The organism is Streptomyces sp. NPDC054783, assembly GCF_053611725.1.
The window spans coordinates 37,342-61,759 of record NZ_JBSHAY010000025.1 but is presented as its reverse complement, the minus strand read 5'-3'; the positions used below and the strand labels follow the sequence as shown (position 1 = coordinate 61,759).

The following is a 24,418-nucleotide window of genomic DNA, read 5'->3' as shown; positions in this document are numbered from 1 at the left end:
CTTTGAGCACCCAGCCCGCCCCGGCCCCGCTGCTGATCGCCTGCGCGCTCGGCATCGAGAACCTCGCCCTGCGCAGCGGGGACAGGAGCGGGGCGGACGGGCCGGTCAGTTTCCTCCGTACGGGCATGGGCCCCCGTGCGGCGGAGCGCTCCCTCACCCGGCAGCTCGCGGTCCCGGCGCTGGCCGGCGCGGCCGTACTGGCCACGGGCTTCTGCGCCGGGCTCGCCCCCGGCATGCACCCGGGCGACCTGGTGGTCGCCGAGGAGACCCGGGACCCGCGCGGCGCCGTCGCCTGCGTGGGCACCGAACTGCTCGTCAAGGAACTCGTGCGCATCCTGCCCGGACGCACGGTCCACACCGGCCCGCTCACCGGCTCCGACCATGTCGTCCGGGGCCATGAGCGCTCCGACCTGCTCGCGACCGGCGCGATCGCGGTCGACATGGAGTCGGCGGCCACGCTCCTCACGGCCGTCCGGGGCGGTGAGCGCCCGGTTGCGGCCGTAAGGGTGGTCGTGGACGCTCCCGAACACGAACTCGTCCGGATCGGCACGGTACGCGGTGGAATATCGGCTTTCCGCGTTCTTCGTTCCGTTCTTCCCGCATTTTTTGAATGGCACCGTTCTTTGCTGCTCCCCCGGAGGTGAGCCAGATGGCCATGCCGTTGCGCCAGACAATCAAGGTCGCTACATACCTGTTCGAACAGAAGCTCAGGAAGAGGGACAAGTTCGCCCTGCTGGTCGAGCTGGAGCCGCTGTTCGCGTGCAACCTCAAGTGCGAGGGCTGCGGCAAGATCCAGCATCCGGCAGGCGTCCTCAAACAGCGCATGCCCGTCGCCCAAGCCGTGGGCGCGGTGCTGGAATCCGGTGCGCCGATGGTGTCCATCGCCGGTGGTGAGCCGCTGATGCACCCTCAGATCGACGAGATCGTACGGCAGTTGGTCGCCAGGAAGAAGTTCGTGTTCCTGTGCACGAACGCCCTTCTCATGCGCAAGAAGATGGACAAGTTCAAGCCCTCGCCGTACTTCGCGTGGGCCGTGCACATCGACGGGCTGCGCGAGCGGCACGACGCCTCGGTGGCGAAGGAGGGCACCTTCGACGAGGCGGTCGAGGCCATCAGGGAGGCCAAGCGGCGCGGCTTCCGGGTGACCACCAACTCCACCTTCTTCAACACCGACACCCCGCAGACCGTCATCGAGGTGCTGAACTACCTCAACGACGACCTGAAGGTGGACGAGATGATGCTCTCGCCCGCCTACGCCTACGAAAAGGCCCCCGACCAGGAGCACTTCCTCGGTGTGCAGCAGACCCGCGAACTGTTCAAGAAGGCCTTCGCGGGCGGCAACCGCAAGAAGTGGCGGCTCAACCAGAGCCCGCTCTTCCTGGACTTCCTTGAGGGCAAGGTCGACTTCCCCTGCACGGCCTGGGCGATCCCGAGCTACTCCCTCTTCGGCTGGCAGCGTCCCTGCTACCTGATGAGCGACGGATACGTGTCGACGTACCGCGAACTCGTCGAGGAGACCGACTGGGACAAGTACGGCCGCGGCAAGGACCCGCGCTGCGCCAACTGCATGGCGCACTGCGGCTACGAGCCGACCGCCGTACTCGCCACGATGGGCTCCCTGAAGGAGTCCCTGCGGGCCGCGCGCGAGACGATGACGAGCGGAAAGCAGGGCTGACGCGATGACCGCCGTCCCCTTGGGCGTTCCCGAGGTGCCGGCCCGGCCGGTCGCGCCGCGGCGGCAGTCGCGGCAGATCCACGTCGGGCCGGTGGCGGTCGGGGGCGGAGCCCCGGTGTCGGTGCAGTCGATGACGACGACCCGTACGTCGGACATCGGCGCCACCCTGCAGCAGATCGCGGAACTCACCGCGTCCGGCTGCCAGATCGTCCGCGTCGCCTGCCCCACCCAGGACGACGCGGACGCCCTCGCGACCATTGCGCGCAAGTCGCAGATCCCGGTGATCGCGGACATCCACTTCCAGCCGAAGTACGTCTTCGCGGCCATCGAGGCCGGATGCGCGGCGGTCCGGGTGAACCCGGGCAACATCAAGAAGTTCGACGACCAGGTGAAGGAGATCGCGCGCGCCGCCAAGGACCACGGCACGCCGGTCCGGATCGGGGTCAACGCCGGTTCCCTGGACCGGCGGCTGCTGCAGAAGTACGGCAGGGCCACCCCTCAGGCGCTGGTCGAGTCCGCGCTGTGGGAGGCGTCGCTCTTCGAGGAGCACGACTTCCGGGACATCAAGATCTCCGTCAAGCACAACGACCCGGTCGTGATGGTCGAGGCCTACCGGCAGCTCGCCGAGAGCTGCGACTACCCGCTGCACCTCGGGGTCACCGAGGCCGGCCCGGCGTTCCAGGGCACGATCAAGTCGGCGGTGGCCTTCGGGGCGCTGCTCAGCCGGGGGATCGGCGACACGATCCGCGTGTCGTTGAGCGCCCCGCCCGCCGAGGAGGTCAAGGTCGGCATCCAGATCCTGGAGTCGCTCGGCCTGCGACAGCGGCGCCTGGAGATCGTCTCCTGTCCGTCCTGCGGGCGGGCCCAGGTGGATGTCTACAAGCTCGCGGAGGAGGTCACGGCGGGCCTGGACGGCATGGAAGTGCCGCTCAGGGTCGCGGTGATGGGGTGCGTGGTGAACGGTCCGGGCGAAGCCCGTGAGGCCGACCTCGGAGTTGCCTCGGGCAACGGAAAGGGGCAGATCTTCGTCAAGGGCGAGGTCATCAAGACCGTACCCGAGTCGAAGATCGTCGAGACCCTCATCGAGGAGGCCATGAAGCTCGCAGAACGGACGAGCCCCGCAGACGAATGAGTTGAGCACAGCACGGCACGGACCGAGAGGGGGCCCAGCGTGACCATTCTGGAGACCATCCGGACACCACGCGACCTGAAGGCGCTGTCCGAGGCGGAACTCGGTGAACTGTCCCACGAGATACGCGAGTTCCTGGTGCAAGCGGTATCGAGGACCGGCGGTCACCTCGGGCCCAATCTGGGGGTGGTGGAACTGTCCATCGCGCTCCACCGGGTCTTCGAGTCGCCGGTCGACCGCATCCTGTGGGACACCGGGCACCAGTCCTATGTCCACAAGTTGCTGACAGGACGTCAGGACTTCTCCAAGCTGCGCGGCAAGGGCGGACTGTCCGGCTACCCCTCGCGCGAGGAGTCCGAGCACGACGTCATCGAGAACAGCCACGCCTCCACCGCGCTCGGCTGGGCCGACGGCCTCGCCAAGGCCAACCAGGTACAGGGGGAGAAGGGCCACGTGGTCGCGGTCATCGGCGACGGGGCGCTGACCGGCGGGATGGCCTGGGAGGCGCTGAACAACATCGCGGCCGCCAAGGACCGCCCGCTGATCATCGTCGTCAACGACAACGAGCGCTCCTACGCCCCGACCATCGGCGGCCTTGCCAACCACCTGGCCACCCTGCGCACCACCGACAGCTACGAGAAGGCCCTCGCCTGGGGCAAGGACGTACTGCTGCGCACCCCGGTCGTGGGGAACACGATCTACGAGTCCCTGCACGGCGCGAAGAAGGGCTTCAAGGACGCCTTCGCCCCGCAGGGCATGTTCGAGGACCTGGGCCTGAAGTACGTCGGCCCGATCGACGGGCACGACGTCAAGGCCGTCGAGTCGGCGCTGCGCCGGGCGAAACGCTTCCACGGCCCGGTCCTGGTCCACTGCCTCACCGAGAAGGGCCGCGGCTACGAGCCCGCCCTCAACCACGAGGAGGACCACTTCCACACCGTCGGCGTCATGGACCCGCTGACCTGCGAGCCCCTCGCACCGTCCAACGGCCCTTCCTGGACCTCGGTGTTCGGCGACGAGATCGTGAAGATCGGCGAGGAACGGGACGACGTCGTCGCCATCACCGCGGCCATGCTGCACCCGGTCGGCCTCGGCCGGTTCGCCGAGCGCTTCCCCGACCGCGTGTGGGACGTGGGCATCGCCGAGCAGCACGCGGCCGTCTCCGCGGCCGGCCTCGCCACCGGCGGGCTGCACCCGGTCGTCGCCGTCTACGCCACCTTCCTCAACCGCGCCTTCGACCAGCTGCTGATGGACGTCGCGCTGCACCGCTGCGGGGTCACCTTCGTCCTGGACCGGGCCGGCGTGACCGGCGTCGACGGGGCATCCCACAACGGGATGTGGGACATGTCGGTCCTCCAGGTCGTCCCCGGCCTGAGGATCGCCGCGCCGCGCGACGCGGGCCGGCTGCGCGCCCAGCTGCGCGAAGCCGTCGCCGTGGACGACGCGCCCACCCTGGTCCGCTTCCCGAAGGAATCGGTCGGCCCGGACATCCCGGCGGTCGACCGGGTCGGCGGCATGGACGTCCTGCACCGCGCCGAACGTCCCGAGGTGCTGCTGGTGGCCGTCGGCGTGATGGCCCCGGTGTGCCTGCAGGCCGCCGACCTGCTCCAGGCACGCGGCATCAACTGCACGGTGCTGGACCCCCGTTGGGTCAAGCCCGTCGACCCGTTGCTGCCGGGCCTCGCCGCCGAACACCGGCTGGTGGCCGTGGTGGAGGACAACAGCCGATCGGCGGGCGTCGGTTCGGCCGTGGCCCTCGCCCTCGGCGACGCCGACGTGGACGTGCCGGTGCGGCGCTTCGGCATCCCGGAGCAGTTCCTCGCGCACGCCAAGCGCGGTGAGGTGCTGGCCGACATCGGTCTCACGCCCGTCGAGATCGCCGGGCGGATCAGTGGGAGCCTGGCCGTCCAGGACGCGGGCGGCACAGCCAAGGAGAGTGCATGAGCACGGAGTTCGACCTCGGCGCCCTGCTCGCCGAGCGCGGAGCCGAACGCTACGAGCTGCACACGAAGTACCTCAACCCGCAGCTCCCGCGCATGCTGCACACCATCGGCTTCGACAAGGTCTACGAGCGGGCGGAGGGCGCCCACTTCTTCGACGCCGAAGGCAACGACTACCTGGACATGCTCGCCGGGTTCGGGGTGATGGGCCTCGGCCGCCACCACCCGGTCGTCCGCAAGGCGCTGCACGACGTGCTCGACCTGGACCTCGCCGACCTGACCCGGTTCGACTGCCAGCCGCTGCCCGGTCTGCTCGCCGAACGGCTCCTCGCCCACAGCCCGCACCTGGACCGGGTGTTCTTCGGAAACAGCGGCACGGAGGCCGTCGAGACGGCCCTGAAGTTCGCCCGGTACGCCACCGGCAGGCCCCGCGTCCTCTACTGCGACCACGCCTTCCACGGACTGACCACCGGCTCCCTGTCGGTCAACGGCGAGAGCGGCTTCCGCGACGGCTTCGCCCCACTGCTGCCCGACACTGCCGTACCACTCGGCGACCTGGACGCGCTGGCACGGGAGCTGAAGAAGGGCGACGTGGCCGCCCTGATCGTGGAGCCGATCCAGGGCAAGGGGGTGCACGAGGCCCCGCCCGGCTATCTGCGCGCCGCCCAGGAGCTGCTGCACAAGCACAAGGCGCTGCTCATCGCCGACGAGGTGCAGACCGGCCTCGGCCGCACCGGCGACTTCTACGCCTACCAGCACGAGGACGGCGTCGAACCCGACCTGGTGTGCGTGGCCAAGGCCCTGTCGGGCGGATACGTCCCGGTCGGCGCCACCCTCGGCCGGGACTGGATCTTCAAGAAGGTCTACTCGTCCATGGACCGGGTGCTCGTCCACTCGGCGAGCTTCGGCTCGGGCGCCCAGGCGATGGCCTGCGGGCTCGCCGTGCTGTCGGTCATGGAGAACGAACAGATCGTCGCGGGCGTGCGCAAGACGGGCGAGCTGCTGAAGTCCCGGCTGACTGCGATGGTCGGCAAGTACGAGCTGCTCGCCGACGTCCGCGGCCGGGGCCTGATGATCGGCATCGAGTTCGGCCGGCCCTCCTCGCTGAAGCTGCGCAGCCGCTGGACCATGCTCCAGGCCGCCCGCAAGGGCCTGTTCGCCCAGATGGTCGTCGTACCGCTGCTGCAGCGGCACCGGATCCTCACCCAGGTCTCCGGCGACCACCTGGAGGTGATCAAGCTGATCCCGCCACTGATCATCGACGAGGCTGACGTCGAGCGGTTCGCGGACGCGTTCGCGGCGGTGATGGACGACGCGCACAGCGGTGGCGGCCTGATGTGGGACTTCGGCAAGACCCTGATCAAGCAGGCGGTGGCGGGCCGCTGAGCCCGCTGTCTCCGCCTGCGTCCCGCACCGGCACGGCCTGGTGCGGGACGTCGGCGTTTCAGGGGACGACCGGCGCGAACAACGTCAGGAACAGGGCGACGGGCCAGGCGAAACCGATTGCGCCCAGGACGGTTCCCGTGACGGCGATCCACATCCGGCCGATGCCGCGGCGCGCGTAGTGGACGCCCGCGAGGCCGAGGACAACGGCGAGCCCGCCGGCGATGACCGACACGGGGAACAGGCCGAACGTGAGCGTCGGCCACAGGTCCGCCGCGGCCGCGAGTCCCAGGAACAGGGCGGTGCAGCCCAGGGCGCCCGCGGGTGAGTCGACCGGCTCGGGCGTGGTGCTTCCGGACATGCGATCCCCCAGGTTTTGAACGTGTTCAAAATTCCGCCTCGATCGTAGCAAGGCGTCGAGGGGCCGGCGCGGTTTGTCTGTGAGGCAAAAAAATTGCCGTTGGGGCAAGCCTGGGGCTGAATGGAGGCATGAACGCCTCAGACGCCGGGCCACCGGCGGGCCCGGGCGACGACCTGTCGGCCGTCGCACCGCAATTGCGGGCACTGCGCCGGAGCGCCGGCCTCACCCTGGAGGCCGCGGCCCGCGCCGCGGGGCTCTCACCGGCGCATCTGTCCCGCCTGGAGACCGGCCAGCGGCAGCCCTCGCTGCCGATGCTGCTGTCCCTCGCCCGTATCTACGGTACGACCGTCTCCGAACTGCTCGGCGAGACGGTCGTCGACCGCGATGCGATCACACGGGCCGGGGACATGGAGCCGACCCGGGCGGGCGGCTGGACGTACCTCCAGGCCGGGGCGCCGGGCCGCGCCATGCAGGCCCTGCGCGTGCGCGTGCCGTACGGCTCGCAGGGCGACATCGTGCGCGTCCACCCCGGCGAGGAGTGGCTCTACGTCGTCCGGGGCCGGCTGCGGCTGCGCCTCGGTGACACCGCGCACCTGCTCGCGCCCGGCGACAGCGCGCACTTCGACTCGCTCACCCCGCACCACCTCGCCGCCGAGGACCACGACGGCGTCGAGTTGCTGTTCGTCCACACCCTGCTGCAGAGCCCCACGGCCACCCTGTGCCTGGGCCCGCTGACCGGAGAGCTGCCATGAGCAACCTAGAGACGAAGTTCCCCCGTGCGCTGTGGATCCGTCTGATCATCTACATCGCTGTCGGCCATGTCCTGGCCGCGTTCCTCTTCCTGCTGTTCGCTTTGGGGGCGAAGAACTGACCCGGCGGGGCCGCGTGGAATCATGTGCGGATGCACGACAGGTCCGCCCTGCTGACCGCTCACTGGCCGCTCACCTCGCCCCGGAGGGTCGACAGGCTGCGCGGGTTGGCGGGTGACGGCATCACCGGGTGCAAGTCACCGCCGCGGACGGCACCGTCGCACGGAGCGTCGTCGGGCCCGGATGGCGGCGGCTGCGCTGGGCGGACCTCGCCACGCGGACCGGCGATTCCCCGGTCCCCGAGGGGCTCCTGCCCTCCTGCCGCTGCTTCCCTTCGGCCCGCACACGGGACGGCCGGCCGCTTTCGATCACCCCGCCCACCGAGGGCAGCCTGGGCCGGGAGACCTGGAACCGGCTGATCGCGGTCCTCGGCGAGCACAGCCCGGCGGGCCCGGACACACGCTGCCTGGCCTACTGCAACTCGCTGATGTTCCGGGACATCGACATGGAGAACCCAGACGTGCGGGCCGGCCGGCTCGGCGACGCGGAGTCGCTCCACGACAACCCCGAGGTCCATTTCAGCCCGTCCAACCTGTGGGCCGAGGACCGATCCTGGGTTCTGTGCACCGACTACGACCTGTGGGCCACCAAGCTGTCTGGCCCAGCACCCCTCATCGAGCTTCGCTGCACGACACCGACCTCGAGGCACTCCGCCTGCTCTGGGCGCCCTGACCGCCCGGCTACCCGGCCAGGGACCGGCCGAGGTGGTCCCGCAGGTCCCGGCCGGCCCACCGTCTGCTGGTCCCAGTGGTCCCACACGAAGACGTCGGGCCGCGCGGGTCGGTCAGTCCAGCAGACGCTCGCGCAGCACGTCGCGGGACGCCGGGGTGAGGCCGAGGCCCCGCTCCAGGTAGGTGTCCACCCCGCCCCAGGCATCCTCGATGGTCTCGAACGCCGCCTGGAGGTACTCGGCGCGGGCGTCGAAGAGCGGGCTGAGCAGCTCCATGATCTCCGGGGTGTACGCGGTGTCCGCGCTGCCGCTGCGGCGGACCTTGTAACGCCGGTGCTTGGCGTTGGACTCCAGGTAGTCGGCGAGGATCGCCTCGCGCTCCACGCCGAGCGCGAGGAGCGTCACGGCTACGGAGATGCCAGCGCGGTCCTTGCCCGCCGCGCAATGCATCAGGGCGGGCACGCTGTCCTCGGCGAGGGCGTGCAGCACCCGGGAGTGCTCGGCGGTGCGCTCCCTGACGATCGACCGGTACGAGGCGATCATCCGGGCCGCCCCCTTGCCGTCGGCCAGGATGCCGCGCAGCTGGTCGAGGTCGCCGTCGCGGACCATCTTCCAGAACTCGGCGCCGTCCGCCGGGTCGCTCAGCGGCAGGTTCACGTTCCGCACGCCGGGCAGTTCGACGTCCGGGCCCTCCAGCTTCTGGTCGGCCGCATTGCGGAAGTCGAAGACCGTGTGCAGGCTCAGGGAGGTGAGGAAGGCGGCGTCGTCGTCGGTCGCGTGCGCCAGATGCCCGCTGCGGAACAGCACCCCGTGCCGCACCCGCCGTCCGTCCGTGGTCGGCAGCCCACCCACGTCACGGAAATTGCGCACGCCGGCCAGCTCCGGCTCGATCGACGGGACCTGCTGCGTCACGGGGGCTCCTCCCGGTCGGGCCCCACCGTCGCGGCTCGTCGGCGGGCGCTCCGTCGACCATACGACATCGGTTTCCTCGGGCAAGGAGTTGTCCACAGGCATTGTCACCAGGGGCTCCGGCGCCTGATGATGTTGGCACTTGAGCGGATCTGTTGGCACCTGTGAGGTCTTACGTGGTGGACATCGCCGAAGACGGTCGTACCTGGCTCCTCTCGGGGCCCACCAGTAGCTATGCCCTGCATCTCACCGAAGCGCAGGAGCTGATCCACCTGCACTGGGGGCCACGCATCGCCCTGCCGGACGCGGAGGCCCTGGCCAAGGACCCGCTGCCCGGCTACTGGCCCTTCGAGTCCCCGCTCGACGGCCGCGAGGAGTACCCCGTCGAGGGCGGCCCCCGCTTCGTCCGCCCCGCCCTGTCCGTGCGCACCGACGAGCGCCGTGGCACCGAGTGGCGTTTCGTGTCGTGCGAGACGGAGGGCGACGAGCTGCGGCTGCGCTTCGACGACGACGGCCTCGCCGTCACCCTGCACTACCGGATGCGCGGCGATGTCCTCGAACGCTGGGTCACCGTGGCGAACGACACACGCGCGCGCGTGGAGCTCCTGCGCGCCGACGCGGCCACCTGGACCCTGCCCGACCGCGACGGCTGGCGGCTGTCCCAGCTGCACGGCCGTTGGGCCGCCGAGTCCCTGCTCACCACCGCCCCGCTCACCTACGGCGAGAAGGTCATCGGCAGCCGCCGCGGCCACACCGGCCACCAGCACCTGCCCTGGGTCGCGCTCGACATCGACGCCACCGAGGAGCACGGCGAGGTCTACGGCTGTGCGCTCGGCTGGTCCGGCTCCTGGCGCATCGCGGTCGCCCAACTCCCGGACACGCGCGTGCAGATCACCGGCGGCGCCGGCTACGACGACTCGGGGCTGCTGCTCCTCGAGCCGGGGGAGTCGTACACCACGCCCGCCTTCGCCGGACTCTGGAGCGACGGCGGCTTCGGCGGCGCGAGCCGCACCTGGCACGCCTACCAGCGCGCGTACGTCATCCCGGACGCCGAACGGGACCGGCCGGTGCTCTTCAACTCCTGGGAGGCGACGAACTTCGACATCTCCGGGGAGCAGCAGCTCGCGCTGGCCCGCCGGGCCGCCGGGATCGGCGTGGAGCTGTTCGTCGTGGACGACGGCTGGTTCGGCGCCCGTACGAGCGACCGCGCGGGACTCGGCGACTGGACGCCCAACCCCGACCGCTTCCCGCACGGCCTGAAGCCCCTCGCCGACCAGGTGCACGGCCTCGGCATGCAGTTCGGCATCTGGGTCGAGCCGGAGATGGTCAACCCGGACAGCGACCTGTACCGCGCCCACCCCGACTGGGTGCAGTACCAGACGGGGCGCAAGCGGACGGAACTGCGCAACCAGCTCGTCCTCAACCTCGCCCGCGAGGACGTCCAGGCGTACCTCTGGGAGCAGCTGGACACCCTCCTCTCCAGCGCGCCGATCGACTATGTGAAGTGGGACTTCAACCGCTGCTTCACCGACGCCGGCTGGCCCGGCGAGCCCTATCCGCAGCGCCTGTGGGTGGACCACGTCCGCGCCTTCTACGCCCTGCTGGACCGGCTGCGCGCGGCCCACCCGCAGGTCGCCTTCGAGTCCTGCTCGGGCGGTGGCGGCCGGATCGACCTCGGTGTCATGAGCCGCACCGACCAGGTGTGGACCTCCGACAACACCGACCCACTCGACCGGCTCGCCATCCAGCACGGCTTCAGCCAGATCCACCCCGCCCGGGTCATGGCCGCCTGGGTCACCGACAGCCCGAACACCCAGCTCAACGGCCGTGTCAGCTCCCTGCGGTTCCGGTTCGTCAGCGCCATGGCGGGCGTCCTCGGGGTCGGCGGCGACCTCACCGAGTGGACCGACCAGGAGCTGGCCGAGGCGCGGCAGTGGGTCGAGCTCTACAAACAGATCCGCCCGGTCGTCCAGCACGGCGAGCTGTACCGGCTGCGGCCCCCGTCCGGCGGCCTGAGCGCCGTCCAGTACGTCCTGGGGGAGGAGACGGTGGTCCTCGCCTGGCTGCAGGCGCAGAGCTACGGCGAGCCCGTGCCGGCGCTGCGCCTGCGCGGACTCGACCCGACGGCGTCGTACGCGTGCCGCGAAACGGGTGAGGTGCACCGGGGTGCCGTCCTGCTGCACCACGGGCTGCGCACCGGACTCAAGGGCGACCTGGATGCGACGATTCTCCGGCTGCGCCGCATCTGATGCTTCTGCCCGAATTGATGTCTTCATTCCAACTCGCTGCGGAATAGGGGGTCGTGGCGCGGGGCACGGTCGTCTCCGCCGGCTGGGCGGCGCCTACGGCAACCAGGTCGTCATCAGGCCGAACGGCGGCCACGTCTCGGACACGGCCACGGCTCGGACCCGGCTACGGCCCGGACACGACTACGGCTCGGGCGTCGATCCGGTCGCCTGCCTCCGCGGGCACGGCGTCCCGGTCGGCCGAGTCACACACTCAACCCGCGCGGGACCAGCCCTATTCCTGGTTGGCAAATTATTTAAGAGTGTCACATCTCACCGTTCGTCAACCCCTCCTTACGGTCGCGTAGGTCACATGTGAAGGTGAATCATGGTCCGACGTGGCAGACGATTCGAAGAATGACAACAGATCAGTGATCGGGTCGTACGTGGCGGTGGGGGACAGCTTCACCGAAGGCGTCGGCGACCCGGGGCCCGACGGGGCGTTCGTGGGCTGGGCCGACCGGTTCGCGGTACTGCTCGCCGACCGGCGGCCCGAGGGCGACTTCAGGTACACCAATCTCGCGGTCCGCGGGAAGCTGCTCGACCAGATCGTGCAGGACCAGCTCCCGAAGGCCGTCGAACTGGCCCCGGACCTGGTCTCCTTCTGTGCGGGCGGCAACGACATCATCCGGCCCGGCACCGACCCGGACGAGGTGGCCGAGCGCTTCGAACGGGCCGTGGCCCGGCTGGCCGAGGCAGCCGGCACGGTCATGGTGACAACCGGCTTCGACACCCGTGGCGTCCTCGTGCTCAAGCATCTGCGCGGCAAGATCGCCACATACAACGGGCACGTCCGCGCCATCGCCGACCGGTACGGATGCCCCGTGCTCGACCTGTGGTCCCTGAAGTCCGTGCAGGACCGCAGGGCCTGGGACAGCGACCGCCTCCACCTCTCGCCCGAGGGGCACACGCGCGTGGCGTTGCGCGCCGGTCAGGCCCTCGGCCTGGAGATCCCGGCCGACCCGGAGCAGCCGTGGCCGCCGCAGCCGCCCCGGGGCACCCTGGAGATCCGCCGCGACGACGTCCACTGGGCCCGCGAGTACCTCGTCCCGTGGATCGGCCGCCGACTGCGCGGCGAGTCCTCCGGCGACCATGTGACGGCGAAGGGCACCCTGTCGCCCGACGACATCAAGATGCGCATCTCCTCGGTGGCCTGACCCGCACCGACGCGCCTGTGAAGCGGGATTGGCTGACCGGCACTTGTGGGGTGGGGCCCGGGCGCGAAGCTTGTGGTGCGGCACCTGCCGGGCCTGCTGCGGCGGTGCGTTGCTGGTGCGGGGCGTCGTCCTGTCGGAACGCACTCCATCGCGCGGGCCTGGGCGGATGCCGAACCGTGGTGCGAGGCGGGGCGGGATCCGGTGTCCGGAGGCCCGCGGCCCGGCCCCGCTGCAGGCACCCGGCCGGCATCAGCGCCACCGGCGTCGTCGGCCGGCCCCCGCACCCGTGGCCCCGTACGGCAACACGAGCACCCGCGCGTCCACCTGGTGGGCCTGGCTCCTGTCGTCACATTCCCGTCTGCCCCGCGACGCCTGGCGCGCTCCCCCAGAGGGGGCACCCCCACTCGCCGCACCGGACGAAAGCCCGAGTACGTCCAGTACGAGGACTTCCGCCCGGCACTCCCCCCAGCCTTCGGCCGGGGGCCCCAGAGCACGCACCAGACGCGGCGGGGCCGCGCTTCGGGCGACGACGGGAATGTGACGACAGACCCTAGCGCTCGGTCAGTGCCGTTCGGTCCAGGCCCAGTTCGCGTGCGAGCGCGTCGTCGACCCATTCCTGCGCGCGCGTCCGCGGCACCGCTCCCGGGTACGACGTCAGCTGGACGGCGAGCCCGTCCAGCAGCGCGGTCAGCCGCAGCGCGGCGCCGATCGGGTCGGCGCAGGCGAACTCGCCCGCCGCCATGCCCTCGGCGATGACGTCGGCGATCGCGGCCTTCCACTGCTTGTCGAGGTCCCGGGTGACCTCCCGCAGGGCCGGCTCGCGCAGGGCCACGGCCCAGCCCTCGATCCACAGCCGCCAGCCCTTGGCCTGCCCGGTGGGCGCGTACCAGCGCACCGCGGCCCGCAGCCGGCGCAGCGCGGACGTCCGCCGGCCCAGCAGCTTGCGCAGATGCGCGAGGTCGTCCTCGGCGGCGTAGGCGAACGCGGCGGCGACCAGCTTCTCCTTCGTCGAGAAGTGGTACAGCACCAGCGCGTTGCTCACCCCGAGCGACGCGGCCACGTCGGCGATCCTGACCGCCGCCACGCCCCGCGCCTCGATCTGCTCGATGGCAGCCCGCAGCAGCTCCTCCCGCCGCTCGGCCACGCTCAACCGCACTCTAGCCACGCGGTCACCCTAATCCGTTGCTAAAAGCAGCGCCGAGGGGACCCCGTTCCATCGGAGTGTTCGAGTCAGGGCTGCGACGCCATCGGTCACCCGGGCCGTGGGAGGCCCATGTGTAGATCGGTGCGTGGCTCTGGCGTTTGTGGTGGTGGCTGGGGCGCGGCACGGCTTCCTCAGCCATTACGCGCTGAGGTGTCGGCGCCCGCGGGCGCCGGACGGATACCTGTGCCGGTCCAGGCACTCATGCCTTGTGACAGAGCGGTGACGTCAGGCGTCTGCGAGCGTCAACACCGAGGAGGCGGTCACTCGCTGGTGCTGGTGGTGCGAGCCCCCTGCATGGTGACCTCTTGATACGCCCGAGCCGTTCGAGCTCCCGAGGAGACCGAGGCCCGTGGGGTGAGCTGGCGCCACGAACTGCTAGTTAGCCAACACCGGACGTCCGAAGCTCGGCCGGCGTGGGGCATGCCTCCAGGGCGGCCCGGTGTTCTGCGGTCAGGTGATCGCCCGGCGGGACGTTCCGCGGGCTGTGCTCGCCCTCGCAGATCCAGCTCTGTTCGTCGGCGTCGAACGACCAGGTGGCAGCCCCCCACATCGGGTGCCCATCGAGCAGGCGCCGAGCCAGCGGCTCACAGTTTTCGGGCGCCCCCTGGGCGACCAACGCGCCGACGACTCTGTCCACGGCCTCCGGGGGCACATCGGCATCACCCAGCAGCGGCAGCAGGAGAAGCAACCGGTCGTCCGCATCCGTGACGCCGACTGCTTCCTCCGGCGCGTCCAGCAGGGCCGCGAGTTCGGGCCAGCACAGTCCCGGACCGATGCGGTCCTGGTCGTCGCTGGCGAGGACCAGGGAGTGGGGCCACTCGGGGTGGGTGAGGAAGTAGTCCGTGCTCGTGAACTCCTCGCCGCTGTTGTAGTGCACGACGATCGCGAACCCACCGGACAGGGGGACGGTGAACATCGGCCAGGCCGACCTGTCGTGCAAGCACTCCAGCATGGCGCCCGCGTCGGCGGCGTCCGCTCCGAAATCCTCCGGGGAGAAGCCCTCGCACAGATCTGCCAGGTGCGCCGGCCAGAACCCGGGCTCACCGAGAAGCGGAAGACCGTCCACCACGGGAGCCGAGGAGTACCAGTGCCGAGCCATCGCCATGCCGCGATTCTCGCTCACGGAGATCGACACTGTTCGACCACCCCAGCAGTTCGCCAGGGGCAGCTTGACGGCTTGGCTTCGTGAGGTGTCCACACAGCCGCCCGGACATGCGCCGACGACCTGTTGGCACCCCTGTGTGGCCGGGGCCGCTGTGGCGAACTACTGATTGCTCGTTCAGACAGTGAGTCCGGATCGGCAAGCGGTCCACCGGGGCCCGTCACCGGTACCACCCGAAGCGGTCGGCGATCTCCGGCAGCCGGTCGGTCACCAGCGCGTGGGCGGCCGCACGCGGAGTCGTGCCGTCGGCCTCGGCGCGCGCGAGCATCAGCTCGATCAGAGCGCGCATCGACCGCCGGATGTGCGTGAAGGCCTCCTCGGCATCCGCGCCGATGTCGCCGAACAGGGTCCACCACCACCAGGCGTTCGTACCGGAGTTGACCACCACGTCCGGCAGCACGGTGACCCCGCGCGCGGCCAGGAGCTCCTCCGCCTCCGGCAGCACGGGCATGTTGGCGGCCTCCACGATCCAGCGGGCGCGGACCCGGTCCTGGTTGGCGGTGTCGATGGCGTACGACACGGCCGCCGGCACGAGCACCTGCGCGTCGGTGGACAGCCAGGCGTCGCCCGGCAGTTCACGGTCGCCGGGACGCAGCACACGGCGGTCGACGGTTCCGTAACCGTCCCGCGCGGCCAGCAGGGCCTCGACGTCCAGCCCCGCGGCGTTGGCGATCGTGCCCTTGATGTCGGCGACCGCCACCACCGTCAGCCCGGCGCGGGCGAGGAACCGCGCGGTGGCCCCGCCCATCGTGCCGAGCCCCTGCACCGCCACCCGGGTGCCCCGGTACGGCACGGCGGCCCGGTCCAGCGCCGCGAGCACCGACTCGGCGACCCCGCAGCCACCCGCCAGCTCGTCCAGGCCGATGCCGTCCACCTCGACCGCGAAGGCGTCCGCGAGCCGCTCGCGGGCCGACGCCTCGTCGTCCAGCAGGGGGTACACGGCCTGGATGGAGGAGACCAGACCCGCCTCGGCCGCCGCGCGGTCGACCAGGTCCTGGGTGAGGCCGAGGTCCTCGCCGGTGGTCCAGAAACTCTCGATGTACGGCCGCATGGCACGCAGATAGCGCACCAGCAGACCGAACGCCCCCGGATCCTGGGGATCGCAGTCGATGCCGCCCTTGGCGCCGCCGAGCGGCACATAGCGTGCCTCGGGGTCGTAGTGCAGGGCCTCCTTCATCGTCATGCCACGGGCGAGCCCCGCCACCTCCTCCAGCGTGCAGCCGGGGCGCATCCGCAACCCGCCGCTGGCCACTCCGCGCACCAGCCGGTCCACCACCAGGAAGCCCTGGCGGCCGGTTACATGGTCGGTCCAGACGAGCGACATCAGGGGAGCGGGGGCGGTCATGGAATCTCCTCGGGGACGGTGATCAGGGTGGGGCCGGGCCGGTCCAGGGCCTCCGTGACCGCGCGCGCCAGGGCGGCCGGGTCGCACGCGCGCGTGCCGTGTCCTCCGTAGGCGCGGGCCAGGGCGGGCAGGTCGACCGGCGCGAGGTCCACCGCGGCCGGCGCGTCGCCGCGCGCCCGCATCTCGCCGCGGATCCCGCCGTAGCCGCTGTTGTCGAACACCACTATGGGCAACGGCAGTCGGAGCTGTGCGGCGGTTGCCGGTTCCTGCACGGTGAACTGCAGCCCGCCGTCCCCGTTCAGCGCGAGCACCTGCCGGTGCGGCTCGGCGACCTCGGAGCCCAGCGCGGCGGGCAGCGCGTAGCCGAGCGTGCCGAAGCCGGTAAGGTGCGGATACCGGCCCTCGGGGGGCGAAGGGCGCCGTGACTGAACTCTACTGACTCGTGAGTCAGTATCCGGACCCGGTCCGCACCCCGTCAACGTGCTGAACGGAGGTTCAGCAGCGTGCCGCCGGGCCCGCACGGGCACCCCGCGAGGCCCGTACTGTCGGAGGGGCCGACCATAATGGGGAGCCTCACCCACTTCACCGGGAGGTACCGTGACCGGACTGCGTTCCTCGAGCTCCGGGCTCCGCGCCCTGCGGCCCGCGGCCTTCGGCGCGGAACCGGGCGGTGATCGCCTGGCACGCATCCGCCGCTCCCCCCACTTCAAGGACGGCATCTTCCAGAACCCGGGCGGCACCGCGCGCACCCGCCCCTCCGGCTCCACGCTGGACCTCGTGAAGGTGTTCCTCGACAAGGAAACCCGGCCCCTGCGCGCCCCGAAGGGCACCGTCCCGGTGCATCCGACCACCTTCGCCGACCTGGCCAAGCCGCCGGCCACCGGACTGCGGCTGACCTGGATGGGCCACTCCAGCGTCCTCGCGGAGATCGACGGCCACCGGGTCCTGTTCGACCCCGTCTGGGGTGAGCGCTGCTCCCCGTTCCCCTTCGCCGGCCCCAGGCGGCTGCACCCCGTGCCGCTTCCGCTGGCGACGCTCGGCGAGGTCGACGTGGTCGTCATCTCGCACGACCACTACGACCACCTGGACCTGCCCACCATCAAGGCGCTGGCCGGCACGGACACCGTGTTCGCCGTGCCGCTCGGCGTCGGCGCCCACCTCGAGCACTGGGGCGTCTCCGCGGACCGCCTGCGCGAGCTGGACTGGCACGAGTCGACGCGGGTCGGCGGCCTCACCCTCACCGCGACGCCCGCCCGGCACTTCTGCGGCCGTGGCCTGCGCAACACCCAGCACACCCTGTGGGCGTCCTGGGCCGTCGCCGGCGAGGAGCACCGGATCTACCACAGCGGGGACACGGGCTACTTCGAGGGCTTCAAGGACATCGGCGCGGAGCACGGGCCGTTCGACGCCACGATGATCCAGATCGGTGCGTACAGCGAGTTCTGGCCCGACATCCACATGACCCCCGAGGAGGGCCTGCGTGCCCACCTCGACCTGCAGGGCGGAGCACCGCACGGCGCGCTGCTGCCGATCCACTGGGGCACCTTCAACCTCGCCCCCCACCCCTGGGCCGAGCCGGGCGAGTGGACGAAGGAGGCGGCCGAGGAGGCGGGGCAGGCGGTGGCCCTGCCCCGCCCGGGCGAGCCCTTCGAGCCGGCGGGCAAGCTCCCGGCGGAGGCCTGGTGGCGCGGTGTGTCGGGGGAGTTGCGGCGCACCTGGCGTTCGGTCGGCGCGTTCGTGGCGGAGCCGCCCGCCCGGAGGTGACGCCGCGGAGCCGTCGGCCCCTGCGGCCGTCCTGGACGCATGCGCAAGGAGACGGATAAAACGTACGAGCTGAGCGGCGACACGCACGCGGACCACATCCCGAAGGCCGACGGCGACGGCTCCATCGTGCGCGCCGGGCAGCTCTGCGCCGCGCCGCACGGCGTGCGCGGCCGTGCGTACACCGCGAAGACCGGCTTCCACCTGTATCCGATCTGCGGGACCAGCGACGACTACGCCTGCTCCCGGGACTTCGCCAACGCGGCGAACGGCAGGATCCCCGGGTCCACCGTGGAGTGGGGCACGCGCTTCCATCCGCCGTGGGCGGAGATGGAGAACATCATCCTGGCCGTCGAAGCCGGTCTCGTGCAGTTCTGCCTGACGGCACTCTGAGACCCGCGCGACCGGCCAACGCACAGGACGGTGACCAGGGCCGTTACGGCCACGATCAGCCACCCCCCAGTCAAGGCCAAAGCAGATACTCTCCGTAGTAATTCGCCTGGGTGTCTCATGGGCGGGCAAGGCCAGCGGGTGTACGGAATGCCCAGAAGATGATCAGGTCGTCGTGATCGATTCTGCACGAGTCGCATCGATGTCTTTCGGGTTCAATTCCCGTACATGACTGGGTAATCGGTCTGTCGTACGAGGCGTCATACCAGAGCAGGACCAATCCTGCGGGACTTTGTCAACTGCCCCCGCACATGAGGGGGAGGCGACTACTGTCAGTCGCCGGATGGCAGCCCCGACGGACCAGTACGAGGACGCAGATGTCTGACCAGCGAGCACCGGCCGCCCGTGCCGACCGCCGAGAGGGCGGCCGGCACGGGAGACCGGTCGCCCGACCCGCTCCCGCACTGCCCGAAACGCACATACGGCCCCAGCTCATGCGGCTCGCGGTGCTGCCGCCCCTCGCGGTCGCGCTGAGCGCCACCGCCGCGGTCCTCTTCAGCATCCGCTCCACCGGCGCCCGCACCGGCCCCACGCTCTGGGCCGTACTCGCCGGGGCTGTCGCCGTGACCGTCGCCGGCATCCTCATCGCCGCCGTGGCCGCCGACCGGGCCGCCCGCTCGGTCTCCGACCGCGTCGACGCACTGCGCCGTACCGCCGCACGCGGCGAGGCCGACCTGCACGCCCTGGTCGACGCGCTGCGCCAGGGGGAGGCCCCGCCGCAGCGCGCACCGCGCCGCCGGCCGCCCGAGGACGGCGACGACTTCGAACTGCTCGCCGCCGATCTGGCCCGCGCGCACGACGGCGCCGTCACCGCCGTCGTGCGCGCCGCCCAGCTCTCCAGCCAGGCGGGCAGCGAGCAGAAGCTGGAGGTCTTCGTCAACCTCGCGCGCCGGCTTCAGTCCCTCGTGCACCGGGAGATCTCGATCCTCGACGACCTGGAGAACGAGATCGAGGACCCCGAGCTGCTCAAGGGTCTCTTCCACGTGGACCACCTGGCCACCCGCATCCGGCGGCACGCCGAGAACCTCGCCGTGCTCGGCGGCGCCGTCTCCCGGCGCCAGTGGAGCAACCCGGTCAGCATGACCGAGGTGCTGCGCTCCGCCATCGCCGAGGTCGAGCAGTACTCCCGGGTCAAGCTGGTGCCGCCGATCGACGGCGAACTGCGCGGCCACGCCGTCGCCGACGTCATCCATCTGCTCGCCGAACTCATCGAGAACGCCTCGGTGTTCTCCGCCCCGCACACCCAGGTGCTGCTGCGCGCCAACCTCGTCACCTCCGGGCTCGCCGTGGAGGTCGAGGACCGTGGGCTCGGCATGCCGGTCGGTGAGCAGAACCGGATGAACGCCCTGCTCGCCGACCCCGACCAGGTCAACGTCGCCAGCCTGCTGGCCGACGGCCGCATCGGCCTCTACGTCGTCTCCCAGCTCGCCCGGCGGCACGGCATCCACGTGCGGCTGCAGACCAATATCTACGGCGGTGTCCAGGCCGTACTCGTCGTCCCGCAGGCGCTGTTGGGTACGGCACCCGGGACGGGCGACGCGGTCGCCGGTACGACCGCCGGGGCGGGCGTACACCGGCCGCAGGATGCGGCGGACACCGGTGCGTCGCCGCAGGTCGGCCTTATGGGACAGGTCGGTGGGCATGGCCAGGGCCGGTTCCAGGGCCAAGGGCTCGGGCAGGCGCACGGGGCGCACGGGGCGGGGCAGGTGCGGGGGACCACGCCTGCGCCTGCATCTACCTCTGCGCCCGCGCCCGCGCCGGGAGTGCGCGCCGGGGGCGTGAGTCCCGCGCGGGGTGGTACCGGGCCGGGGGCCGAGGTGCCGTCCGACTCGGAGGCCGTGGCCGGGGGAGGGGCCCTGGCCCCCGGGGGCGAGGGCGGCACCGGCGCCGGGCAGGCTCAGGTGACCGGGCGGCGGCGGCACGCCCAGCGCGGGAGCGGGCGCCGCGGCGCCGAGAGCGGCGCCGCGAGGAGTGGTGCGGACAGCGGTGACGGCGGGCGGAACGGAGGTGCCCTCGCGCCGCTTCCCGTGCGGGGTGCCCGGCAGGACCGGCCCAACCCCTCCGAGGCCCTGCCCGGCATCAACGCCGGGGACCGGGCGGCCGTCGAGGCGCACGCGGGCATCCTGCCCACACCGCGCACCGACACCGTGCGCGGCACCATGAACAAGCCCCAACTGCCCCGCCGCCGGGCCCAGGAGCACATCGTCCCCCAACTGCGCGGCGGCCCCGCACCCCGCCAGGACGGCGACACCGTCCCCGGCCACGACCCGGGGCTGATGGCGGCCTTCCAACGCGGGATCGGACTCGCCGAGGCGCAACAGCACATGGAGAACCAGGAGCCCACCCGCTTGGACACCGGCCGCCTGGGTTCCGGGCACCTGCACACCGGCCGCCTCGACACCGGTCACCTGGACTCGGCGCACCTGGACTCGGCGCACCTGGACTCCGCGCACATGGAGTCGGCCCACATGGAGTCGGCCCACATGGACGCGGCCCACACGGACTCCACACACACGGACGCCGCCCATGCCTCTCCCATGACGGCCCATCATCTCTGGCCTGCCGTACGGGAGTTCACCGACCCACCGAGCGTGCACCCCGACCATATGGGCTCAGACCATCCGAGCTCGGACCACATGGGCTCCGACCATACGGACCCCACCCCCATATCCCAGGGGCGCACCCACGCGCCCGCATCCGACGGTGCCCGTGGCGCCGGCCGGCCCGACGGGAGCGCCCCGGCCGGCTGACGCCCGCACCGTACCCACCCCCCCATCACCACGACCACGTACCCCCCAACCCCCAGCGCTCCCACGACCTTCGTACCCCAAGGAGTCGATCCACCATGGCGAGCGATGCGCCGACCGCCCACGCATCCGACCTCGACTGGCTGCTGAGCGGCCTTGTGCAGCGCGTACCGCATACCACCAGTGCGGTGCTCCTGTCCTGCGACGGGCTGGTGAAGTCCGTGCACGGCCTCGACATCGACAGTGCCGACCACATGGCGGCCCTGGCCTCCGGCCTGTACTCCCTCGGCCGCAGCGCGGGCGTCCGGTTCGGCGACGGCGGCGACGTCCGCCAGGTCGTCGTCGAGCTCGACTCGACCCTGCTGTTCGTCACCACCGCCGGCTCCGGCACCTGCCTCGCCGTGCTCGCGGGCCGCGAGGCCGACGCCGCCGTGCTCGGCTACGAGATGGCGATGCTCGTCAAGAGCGTCCGCCCCTACCTGGTGACCGCCCCCCGGCAGCACGCCGTCGAACCCACGGCGACGAGGCCTTGAGCGTGGCCGCAGCCGGCGACGGGCCCTGGCTGGACGACGCGGCCGGACGGCTGGTGCGCCCGTTCACGGTCAGCAACGGACGCACCGAGCCCAGCATCACGCTGGACCTGATGTCGCAGGTGATGGCCACCGGCGTCACCCCGCTCGGCTACCTCGGCCCCGAGCACGCCCAGGCGCTCGACCTGAGCCGGGCCCCCGTCTCGGTCGCCGAGGTCGCCGCACATCTGAAACTGCCCGCGGTGGTCACCAAGGTGCTGCTCTCGGACCTCGTCGACTGCGGGGCCCTGACCACCAAACCCCCCGCCTTCCACCACACACCTACTGACCGGTCTCTGCTGGAGGCAGTGCTCGATGGACTACGACGACAGCTCTGACCCGTTCCCGACCGCGCTGAAGATCCTGGTGGCGGGCGGGTTCGGGGTCGGGAAGACGACCTTCGTGGGCGCGGTCAGCGAGATCGCGCCGCTCAGCACGGAGGAGCTGCTCACCACGGTCAGTGTCGGCACGGACAGTCTCGACGGCGTCGAGAACAAGATGGAGACGACGGTCGCCATGGACTTCGGCCGGATCACCCTCGATCCGGACCATGTGCTGTACCTGTTCGGCACACCGGGACAGGAGCGGTTCTGGTTCATGTGGGACGAGCTGTCCGAGGGCGCGCTGGGCGCGGTGATCCTCGCCGACACCCGCCGGCTCCAGGACTGCTTCGCGGCCGTCGACTTCTTCGAGGAACGCGGACTCGGATTCATCGTCGCCATCAACGAGTTCGACGGCGGCTACCGCTACGACCCCGAGGAGGTGCGTGCCGCCATCGACCTCGACCCCCGGATCCCCGTCGTCCGCTGCGACGCCCGGATCTCCAGCTCCGGCGTGCAGACCCTGCTCACCCTCGTACGCCACCTCCTCGCCCATGCCCCGGCGACCGCGCCGAGCCATGGCGCCCACATGTGATATCGCCCTACCGTCAACGGAGTTCCTATATGAGGTACACCCACAGCGCCGCAGCCCGGCCAGCAGTACGGCCAGGAGCCCGGTCATGACCTACGAGCCGCCCCGGCCGGTCCGGGGTCTGCTCCTCACCCCCGAGGACAAGGAGGCCCCCGCCCGCGTCCACCGACTGCGCCTGCTCGGCCTGGTGAGCCGTCCCGATCCGGCGCTGGACGCCTTCGCGGACCATCTCGCCCGGCTCACCGGCGCGTCGTACGCCATGGTCAACTTCGTCGGCGAGGAGCACCAGTTCTTCGCGGGCCTGTGCGTCCCCGCCGTCCCGCCGCCGAGGGAGGACGGCAGCAGGCCGGAGCTCGGCCGGGTACTGCCGCGCGAGCACGGCTTCTGCCCCCATGTGGTGGTCCGTCGCAAGGCGCTGGTGCTCGAGGACGTCCGCGACTATCCGCGGTTCGCCGGAAACCCCGTCGTGGACGAGTACGGCATGCGCTCCTATCTCGGCGCCCCGCTCATCGACAGCTCCGGCATGGCCCTCGGCACCGTGTGCGCGGCCGACACCGCGCCCCGGGCCTGGGGCCGATCGGGCCTGGAGACCATCAAGGCGCTGGCCGCCGATCTCGTCGTACGCCTCGAACGGAGCGCCGAGGACGGATTGCCCCTGTGACGGGCCAGGTCGTGCCTTCGCCGCCCGGTACCTGGGGCGTGAAGGAAAGCTGAGGCGGCGGTTAAGAAAAGCTCGATGGACCCGCGGCCCGCGCATACGGCAGATTGCAGGGTGATTCCACCCCTCTGACCCGGTGCGGGCTCCTTCGGTATGCCCGAGGTCCGGGATCTCACCCACAGGAGCAGTACGCGTGAAGGCGCTGGTCAAGGAGAAGGCGGAGCCCGGGCTCTGGCTGACGGACGTCCCGGAGCCCGAGATCGGCCCGGGTGACGTACTGATCAAGGTCATGCGGACCGGTATCTGCGGCACCGACCTGCACATCCGGGCCTGGGACGGCTGGGCGCAGCAGGCGATCAGCACTCCGCTCGTGGTCGGGCACGAGTTCGTCGGGCAGGTCGTCGAGACCGGCCGGGACGTGAGCGACATCCGCATCGGCGACCGGGTCAGCGGCGAGGGCCATCTGGTGTGCGGCAAGTGCCGCAACTGCCTGGCCGGCCGTCGCCATCTGTGCCGCGCCACCGTCGGCCTCGGCGTCGGCCGGGACGGTGCCTTCGCCGAGTACGTCGCCCTGCCCGCGAGCAACGTCTGGGTGCACCGCGTCCCCGTCGACCTCGACATCGCGGCGATCTTCGACCCGTTCGGCAACGCCGTGCACACCGCGCTGTCCTTCCCGCTGGTCGGCGAGGACGTGCTGGTGACCGGTGCCGGGCCGATCGGTCTGATGGCCGCCGCCGTGGCCCGGCACGCGGGCGCCCGCAACGTCGTCGTCACCGACGTCAGCGAGGAGCGACTGGAGCTGGCCCGCAAGATAGGGGTGAGCCTCGCCCTGAACGTCGCGGAGTCCACCATCGCCGACGGACAGCGGGAGCTGGGCCTGCGCGAGGGCTTCGACATCGGCCTGGAGATGTCCGGCCGCCCCGAAGCCATGCGGGACATGATCGCCAACATGACGCACGGCGGCCGTATCGCCATGCTCGGCCTGCCGGCCCAGGAGTTCCCGGTCGACTGGGCCCGGATCGTCACCTCGATGATCACCATCAAGGGCATCTACGGCCGCGAGATGTTCGAGACCTGGTACGCGATGTCGGTACTGCTGGAAGGCGGCCTGGACCTGGCCCCCGTGATCACCGGCCGCTACGGCTACCGCGACTTCGAGGCGGCCTTCGCCGACGCCGCGAGCGGCAAGGGCGGCAAGGTCATCCTCGACTGGACCGCGTAACTCCCGTCATCCG

General features: G+C 71.2%; 23 protein-coding genes. 17 read left to right on the top strand and 6 right to left on the bottom strand.

Annotated features, from left to right (window positions below; translation table 11 throughout):
• Positions 1-2: 2 nt before the first annotated feature.
• The 5 genes from ACWGJ5_RS33390 to ACWGJ5_RS33370 are packed head-to-tail and all read left to right on the top strand — an operon-like array spanning position 3 to position 6,127.
• Positions 3-644 carry a phosphorylase family protein gene (locus tag ACWGJ5_RS33390; RefSeq protein WP_453313360.1) on the top strand — a complete coding sequence of 214 codons (642 nt, stop codon included), beginning with the start codon at positions 3-5 and terminating at the stop codon, positions 642-644.
• Between the two features lie 5 nt (positions 645-649).
• The gene (gene hpnH, locus ACWGJ5_RS33385; protein WP_228619257.1) at positions 650-1,675 is read left to right on the top strand and encodes an adenosyl-hopene transferase HpnH; all 1,026 of its coding nucleotides are present in this window, start codon (positions 650-652) and stop codon (positions 1,673-1,675) included.
• Positions 1,676-1,679: 4 nt separating this feature from the next.
• Positions 1,680-2,807 (top strand): flavodoxin-dependent (E)-4-hydroxy-3-methylbut-2-enyl-diphosphate synthase, encoded by a 1,128-nt coding sequence (ispG, locus tag ACWGJ5_RS33380; protein ID WP_453313359.1) that lies wholly within the window; start codon positions 1,680-1,682, stop codon positions 2,805-2,807.
• A 39-nt stretch (positions 2,808-2,846) separates the two neighbouring features.
• Positions 2,847-4,745 (top strand): 1-deoxy-D-xylulose-5-phosphate synthase, encoded by a 1,899-nt coding sequence (gene dxs, locus ACWGJ5_RS33375; protein WP_453313358.1) that lies wholly within the window; start codon positions 2,847-2,849, stop codon positions 4,743-4,745.
• The gene (locus ACWGJ5_RS33370; RefSeq protein WP_453313357.1) at positions 4,742-6,127 is read left to right on the top strand and encodes an aspartate aminotransferase family protein; all 1,386 of its coding nucleotides are present in this window, start codon (positions 4,742-4,744) and stop codon (positions 6,125-6,127) included. The genes dxs and ACWGJ5_RS33370 overlap by 4 nt, the downstream gene beginning before the upstream one ends.
• Positions 6,128-6,185: 58 nt before the next feature.
• Here ACWGJ5_RS33370 and ACWGJ5_RS33365 read toward each other — a convergent pair whose 3' ends face one another.
• On the bottom strand, positions 6,186-6,485 hold the full coding sequence (locus ACWGJ5_RS33365; RefSeq protein WP_453313356.1) for a hypothetical protein: 300 nt from the start codon (positions 6,483-6,485) through the stop codon (positions 6,186-6,188).
• Positions 6,486-6,613: 128 nt separating this feature from the next.
• On the opposite strand from ACWGJ5_RS33365, the gene ACWGJ5_RS33360 reads away from it, so the two are divergent.
• Together ACWGJ5_RS33360 and ACWGJ5_RS33355 are read left to right on the top strand one after the other, a co-directional pair.
• The gene (locus tag ACWGJ5_RS33360) at positions 6,614-7,237 is read left to right on the top strand and encodes a helix-turn-helix domain-containing protein (RefSeq protein ID WP_453313355.1); all 624 of its coding nucleotides are present in this window, start codon (positions 6,614-6,616) and stop codon (positions 7,235-7,237) included.
• Positions 7,234-7,356 carry a DUF6126 family protein gene (locus ACWGJ5_RS33355; RefSeq protein WP_453313354.1) on the top strand — a complete coding sequence of 41 codons (123 nt, stop codon included), beginning with the start codon at positions 7,234-7,236 and terminating at the stop codon, positions 7,354-7,356. The genes ACWGJ5_RS33360 and ACWGJ5_RS33355 overlap by 4 nt, the downstream gene beginning before the upstream one ends.
• Before the next feature lie 782 nt (positions 7,357-8,138).
• Here ACWGJ5_RS33355 and ACWGJ5_RS33350 read toward each other — a convergent pair.
• The gene (locus tag ACWGJ5_RS33350; protein ID WP_453313353.1) at positions 8,139-8,936 is read right to left on the bottom strand and encodes a tyrosine-protein phosphatase; all 798 of its coding nucleotides are present in this window, start codon (positions 8,934-8,936) and stop codon (positions 8,139-8,141) included.
• Between the two features lie 173 nt (positions 8,937-9,109).
• Between ACWGJ5_RS33350 and ACWGJ5_RS33345 the strand changes: the two genes are divergently transcribed.
• Both ACWGJ5_RS33345 and ACWGJ5_RS33340 read left to right on the top strand, forming a co-directional pair.
• Complete coding sequence (locus tag ACWGJ5_RS33345; protein WP_453313427.1) at positions 9,110-11,182, top strand: alpha-galactosidase; 2,073 nt, start codon at positions 9,110-9,112, stop codon at positions 11,180-11,182.
• 407 nt (positions 11,183-11,589) lie between these two features.
• Entirely contained in the window at positions 11,590-12,375 is a 786-nt protein-coding gene (locus tag ACWGJ5_RS33340) for an SGNH/GDSL hydrolase family protein (RefSeq protein WP_453313426.1), read from the top strand.
• Between the two features lie 550 nt (positions 12,376-12,925).
• Here the strand turns inward: ACWGJ5_RS33340 and ACWGJ5_RS33335 are convergent.
• From ACWGJ5_RS33335 to ACWGJ5_RS33320, 4 genes are all read right to left on the bottom strand, one after another.
• A complete protein-coding gene (locus tag ACWGJ5_RS33335) occupies positions 12,926-13,540 on the bottom strand; it encodes a TetR/AcrR family transcriptional regulator (protein WP_453313352.1) in 615 nt (204 codons plus the stop codon).
• A gap of 418 nt (positions 13,541-13,958) precedes the next feature.
• Positions 13,959-14,702 (bottom strand): hypothetical protein, encoded by a 744-nt coding sequence (locus tag ACWGJ5_RS33330; RefSeq protein ID WP_453313351.1) that lies wholly within the window; start codon positions 14,700-14,702, stop codon positions 13,959-13,961.
• Between the two features lie 199 nt (positions 14,703-14,901).
• A complete protein-coding gene (locus ACWGJ5_RS33325) occupies positions 14,902-16,086 on the bottom strand; it encodes a Glu/Leu/Phe/Val dehydrogenase dimerization domain-containing protein (RefSeq protein WP_453313350.1) in 1,185 nt (394 codons plus the stop codon).
• Positions 16,083-16,775 carry a thiamine pyrophosphate-dependent enzyme gene (locus ACWGJ5_RS33320; protein ID WP_453313349.1) on the bottom strand — a complete coding sequence of 231 codons (693 nt, stop codon included), beginning with the start codon at positions 16,773-16,775 and terminating at the stop codon, positions 16,083-16,085. The genes ACWGJ5_RS33325 and ACWGJ5_RS33320 overlap by 4 nt, the downstream gene beginning before the upstream one ends.
• Here ACWGJ5_RS33320 and ACWGJ5_RS33315 point away from each other — a divergent pair.
• The 8 genes from ACWGJ5_RS33315 to tdh all read left to right on the top strand — a co-directional run bounded on the left by ACWGJ5_RS33315 (position 16,684) and on the right by tdh (position 24,405).
• Positions 16,684-17,850 (top strand): MBL fold metallo-hydrolase, encoded by a 1,167-nt coding sequence (locus ACWGJ5_RS33315; RefSeq protein WP_453313348.1) that lies wholly within the window; start codon positions 16,684-16,686, stop codon positions 17,848-17,850. The genes ACWGJ5_RS33320 and ACWGJ5_RS33315 overlap by 92 nt on opposite strands.
• Before the next feature lie 39 nt (positions 17,851-17,889).
• On the top strand, positions 17,890-18,240 hold the full coding sequence (locus tag ACWGJ5_RS33310) for a hypothetical protein (protein WP_453313347.1): 351 nt from the start codon (positions 17,890-17,892) through the stop codon (positions 18,238-18,240).
• Positions 18,241-18,614: 374 nt separating this feature from the next.
• Positions 18,615-21,047: an ATP-binding protein gene (locus ACWGJ5_RS33305; protein WP_453313346.1), complete on the top strand. Its 2,433-nt coding sequence runs from the start codon at positions 18,615-18,617 to the stop codon at positions 21,045-21,047.
• Positions 21,048-21,142: 95 nt separating this feature from the next.
• A complete protein-coding gene (locus ACWGJ5_RS33300; protein ID WP_228619279.1) occupies positions 21,143-21,577 on the top strand; it encodes a roadblock/LC7 domain-containing protein in 435 nt (144 codons plus the stop codon).
• A 2-nt stretch (positions 21,578-21,579) separates the two neighbouring features.
• Positions 21,580-21,951, top strand: coding sequence for a DUF742 domain-containing protein (locus tag ACWGJ5_RS33295; protein ID WP_453313345.1), 372 nt, complete (start codon positions 21,580-21,582; stop codon positions 21,949-21,951).
• Positions 21,929-22,528: a GTP-binding protein gene (locus ACWGJ5_RS33290; protein WP_228619282.1), complete on the top strand. Its 600-nt coding sequence runs from the start codon at positions 21,929-21,931 to the stop codon at positions 22,526-22,528. The genes ACWGJ5_RS33295 and ACWGJ5_RS33290 overlap by 23 nt, the downstream gene beginning before the upstream one ends.
• Positions 22,529-22,613: 85 nt before the next feature.
• Entirely contained in the window at positions 22,614-23,186 is a 573-nt protein-coding gene (locus ACWGJ5_RS33285; RefSeq protein WP_453313344.1) for a GAF domain-containing protein, read from the top strand.
• A gap of 190 nt (positions 23,187-23,376) precedes the next feature.
• The gene (gene tdh, locus ACWGJ5_RS33280) at positions 23,377-24,405 is read left to right on the top strand and encodes an L-threonine 3-dehydrogenase (protein WP_228619285.1); all 1,029 of its coding nucleotides are present in this window, start codon (positions 23,377-23,379) and stop codon (positions 24,403-24,405) included.
• The last annotated feature ends 13 nt before the right edge of the window (positions 24,406-24,418 follow it).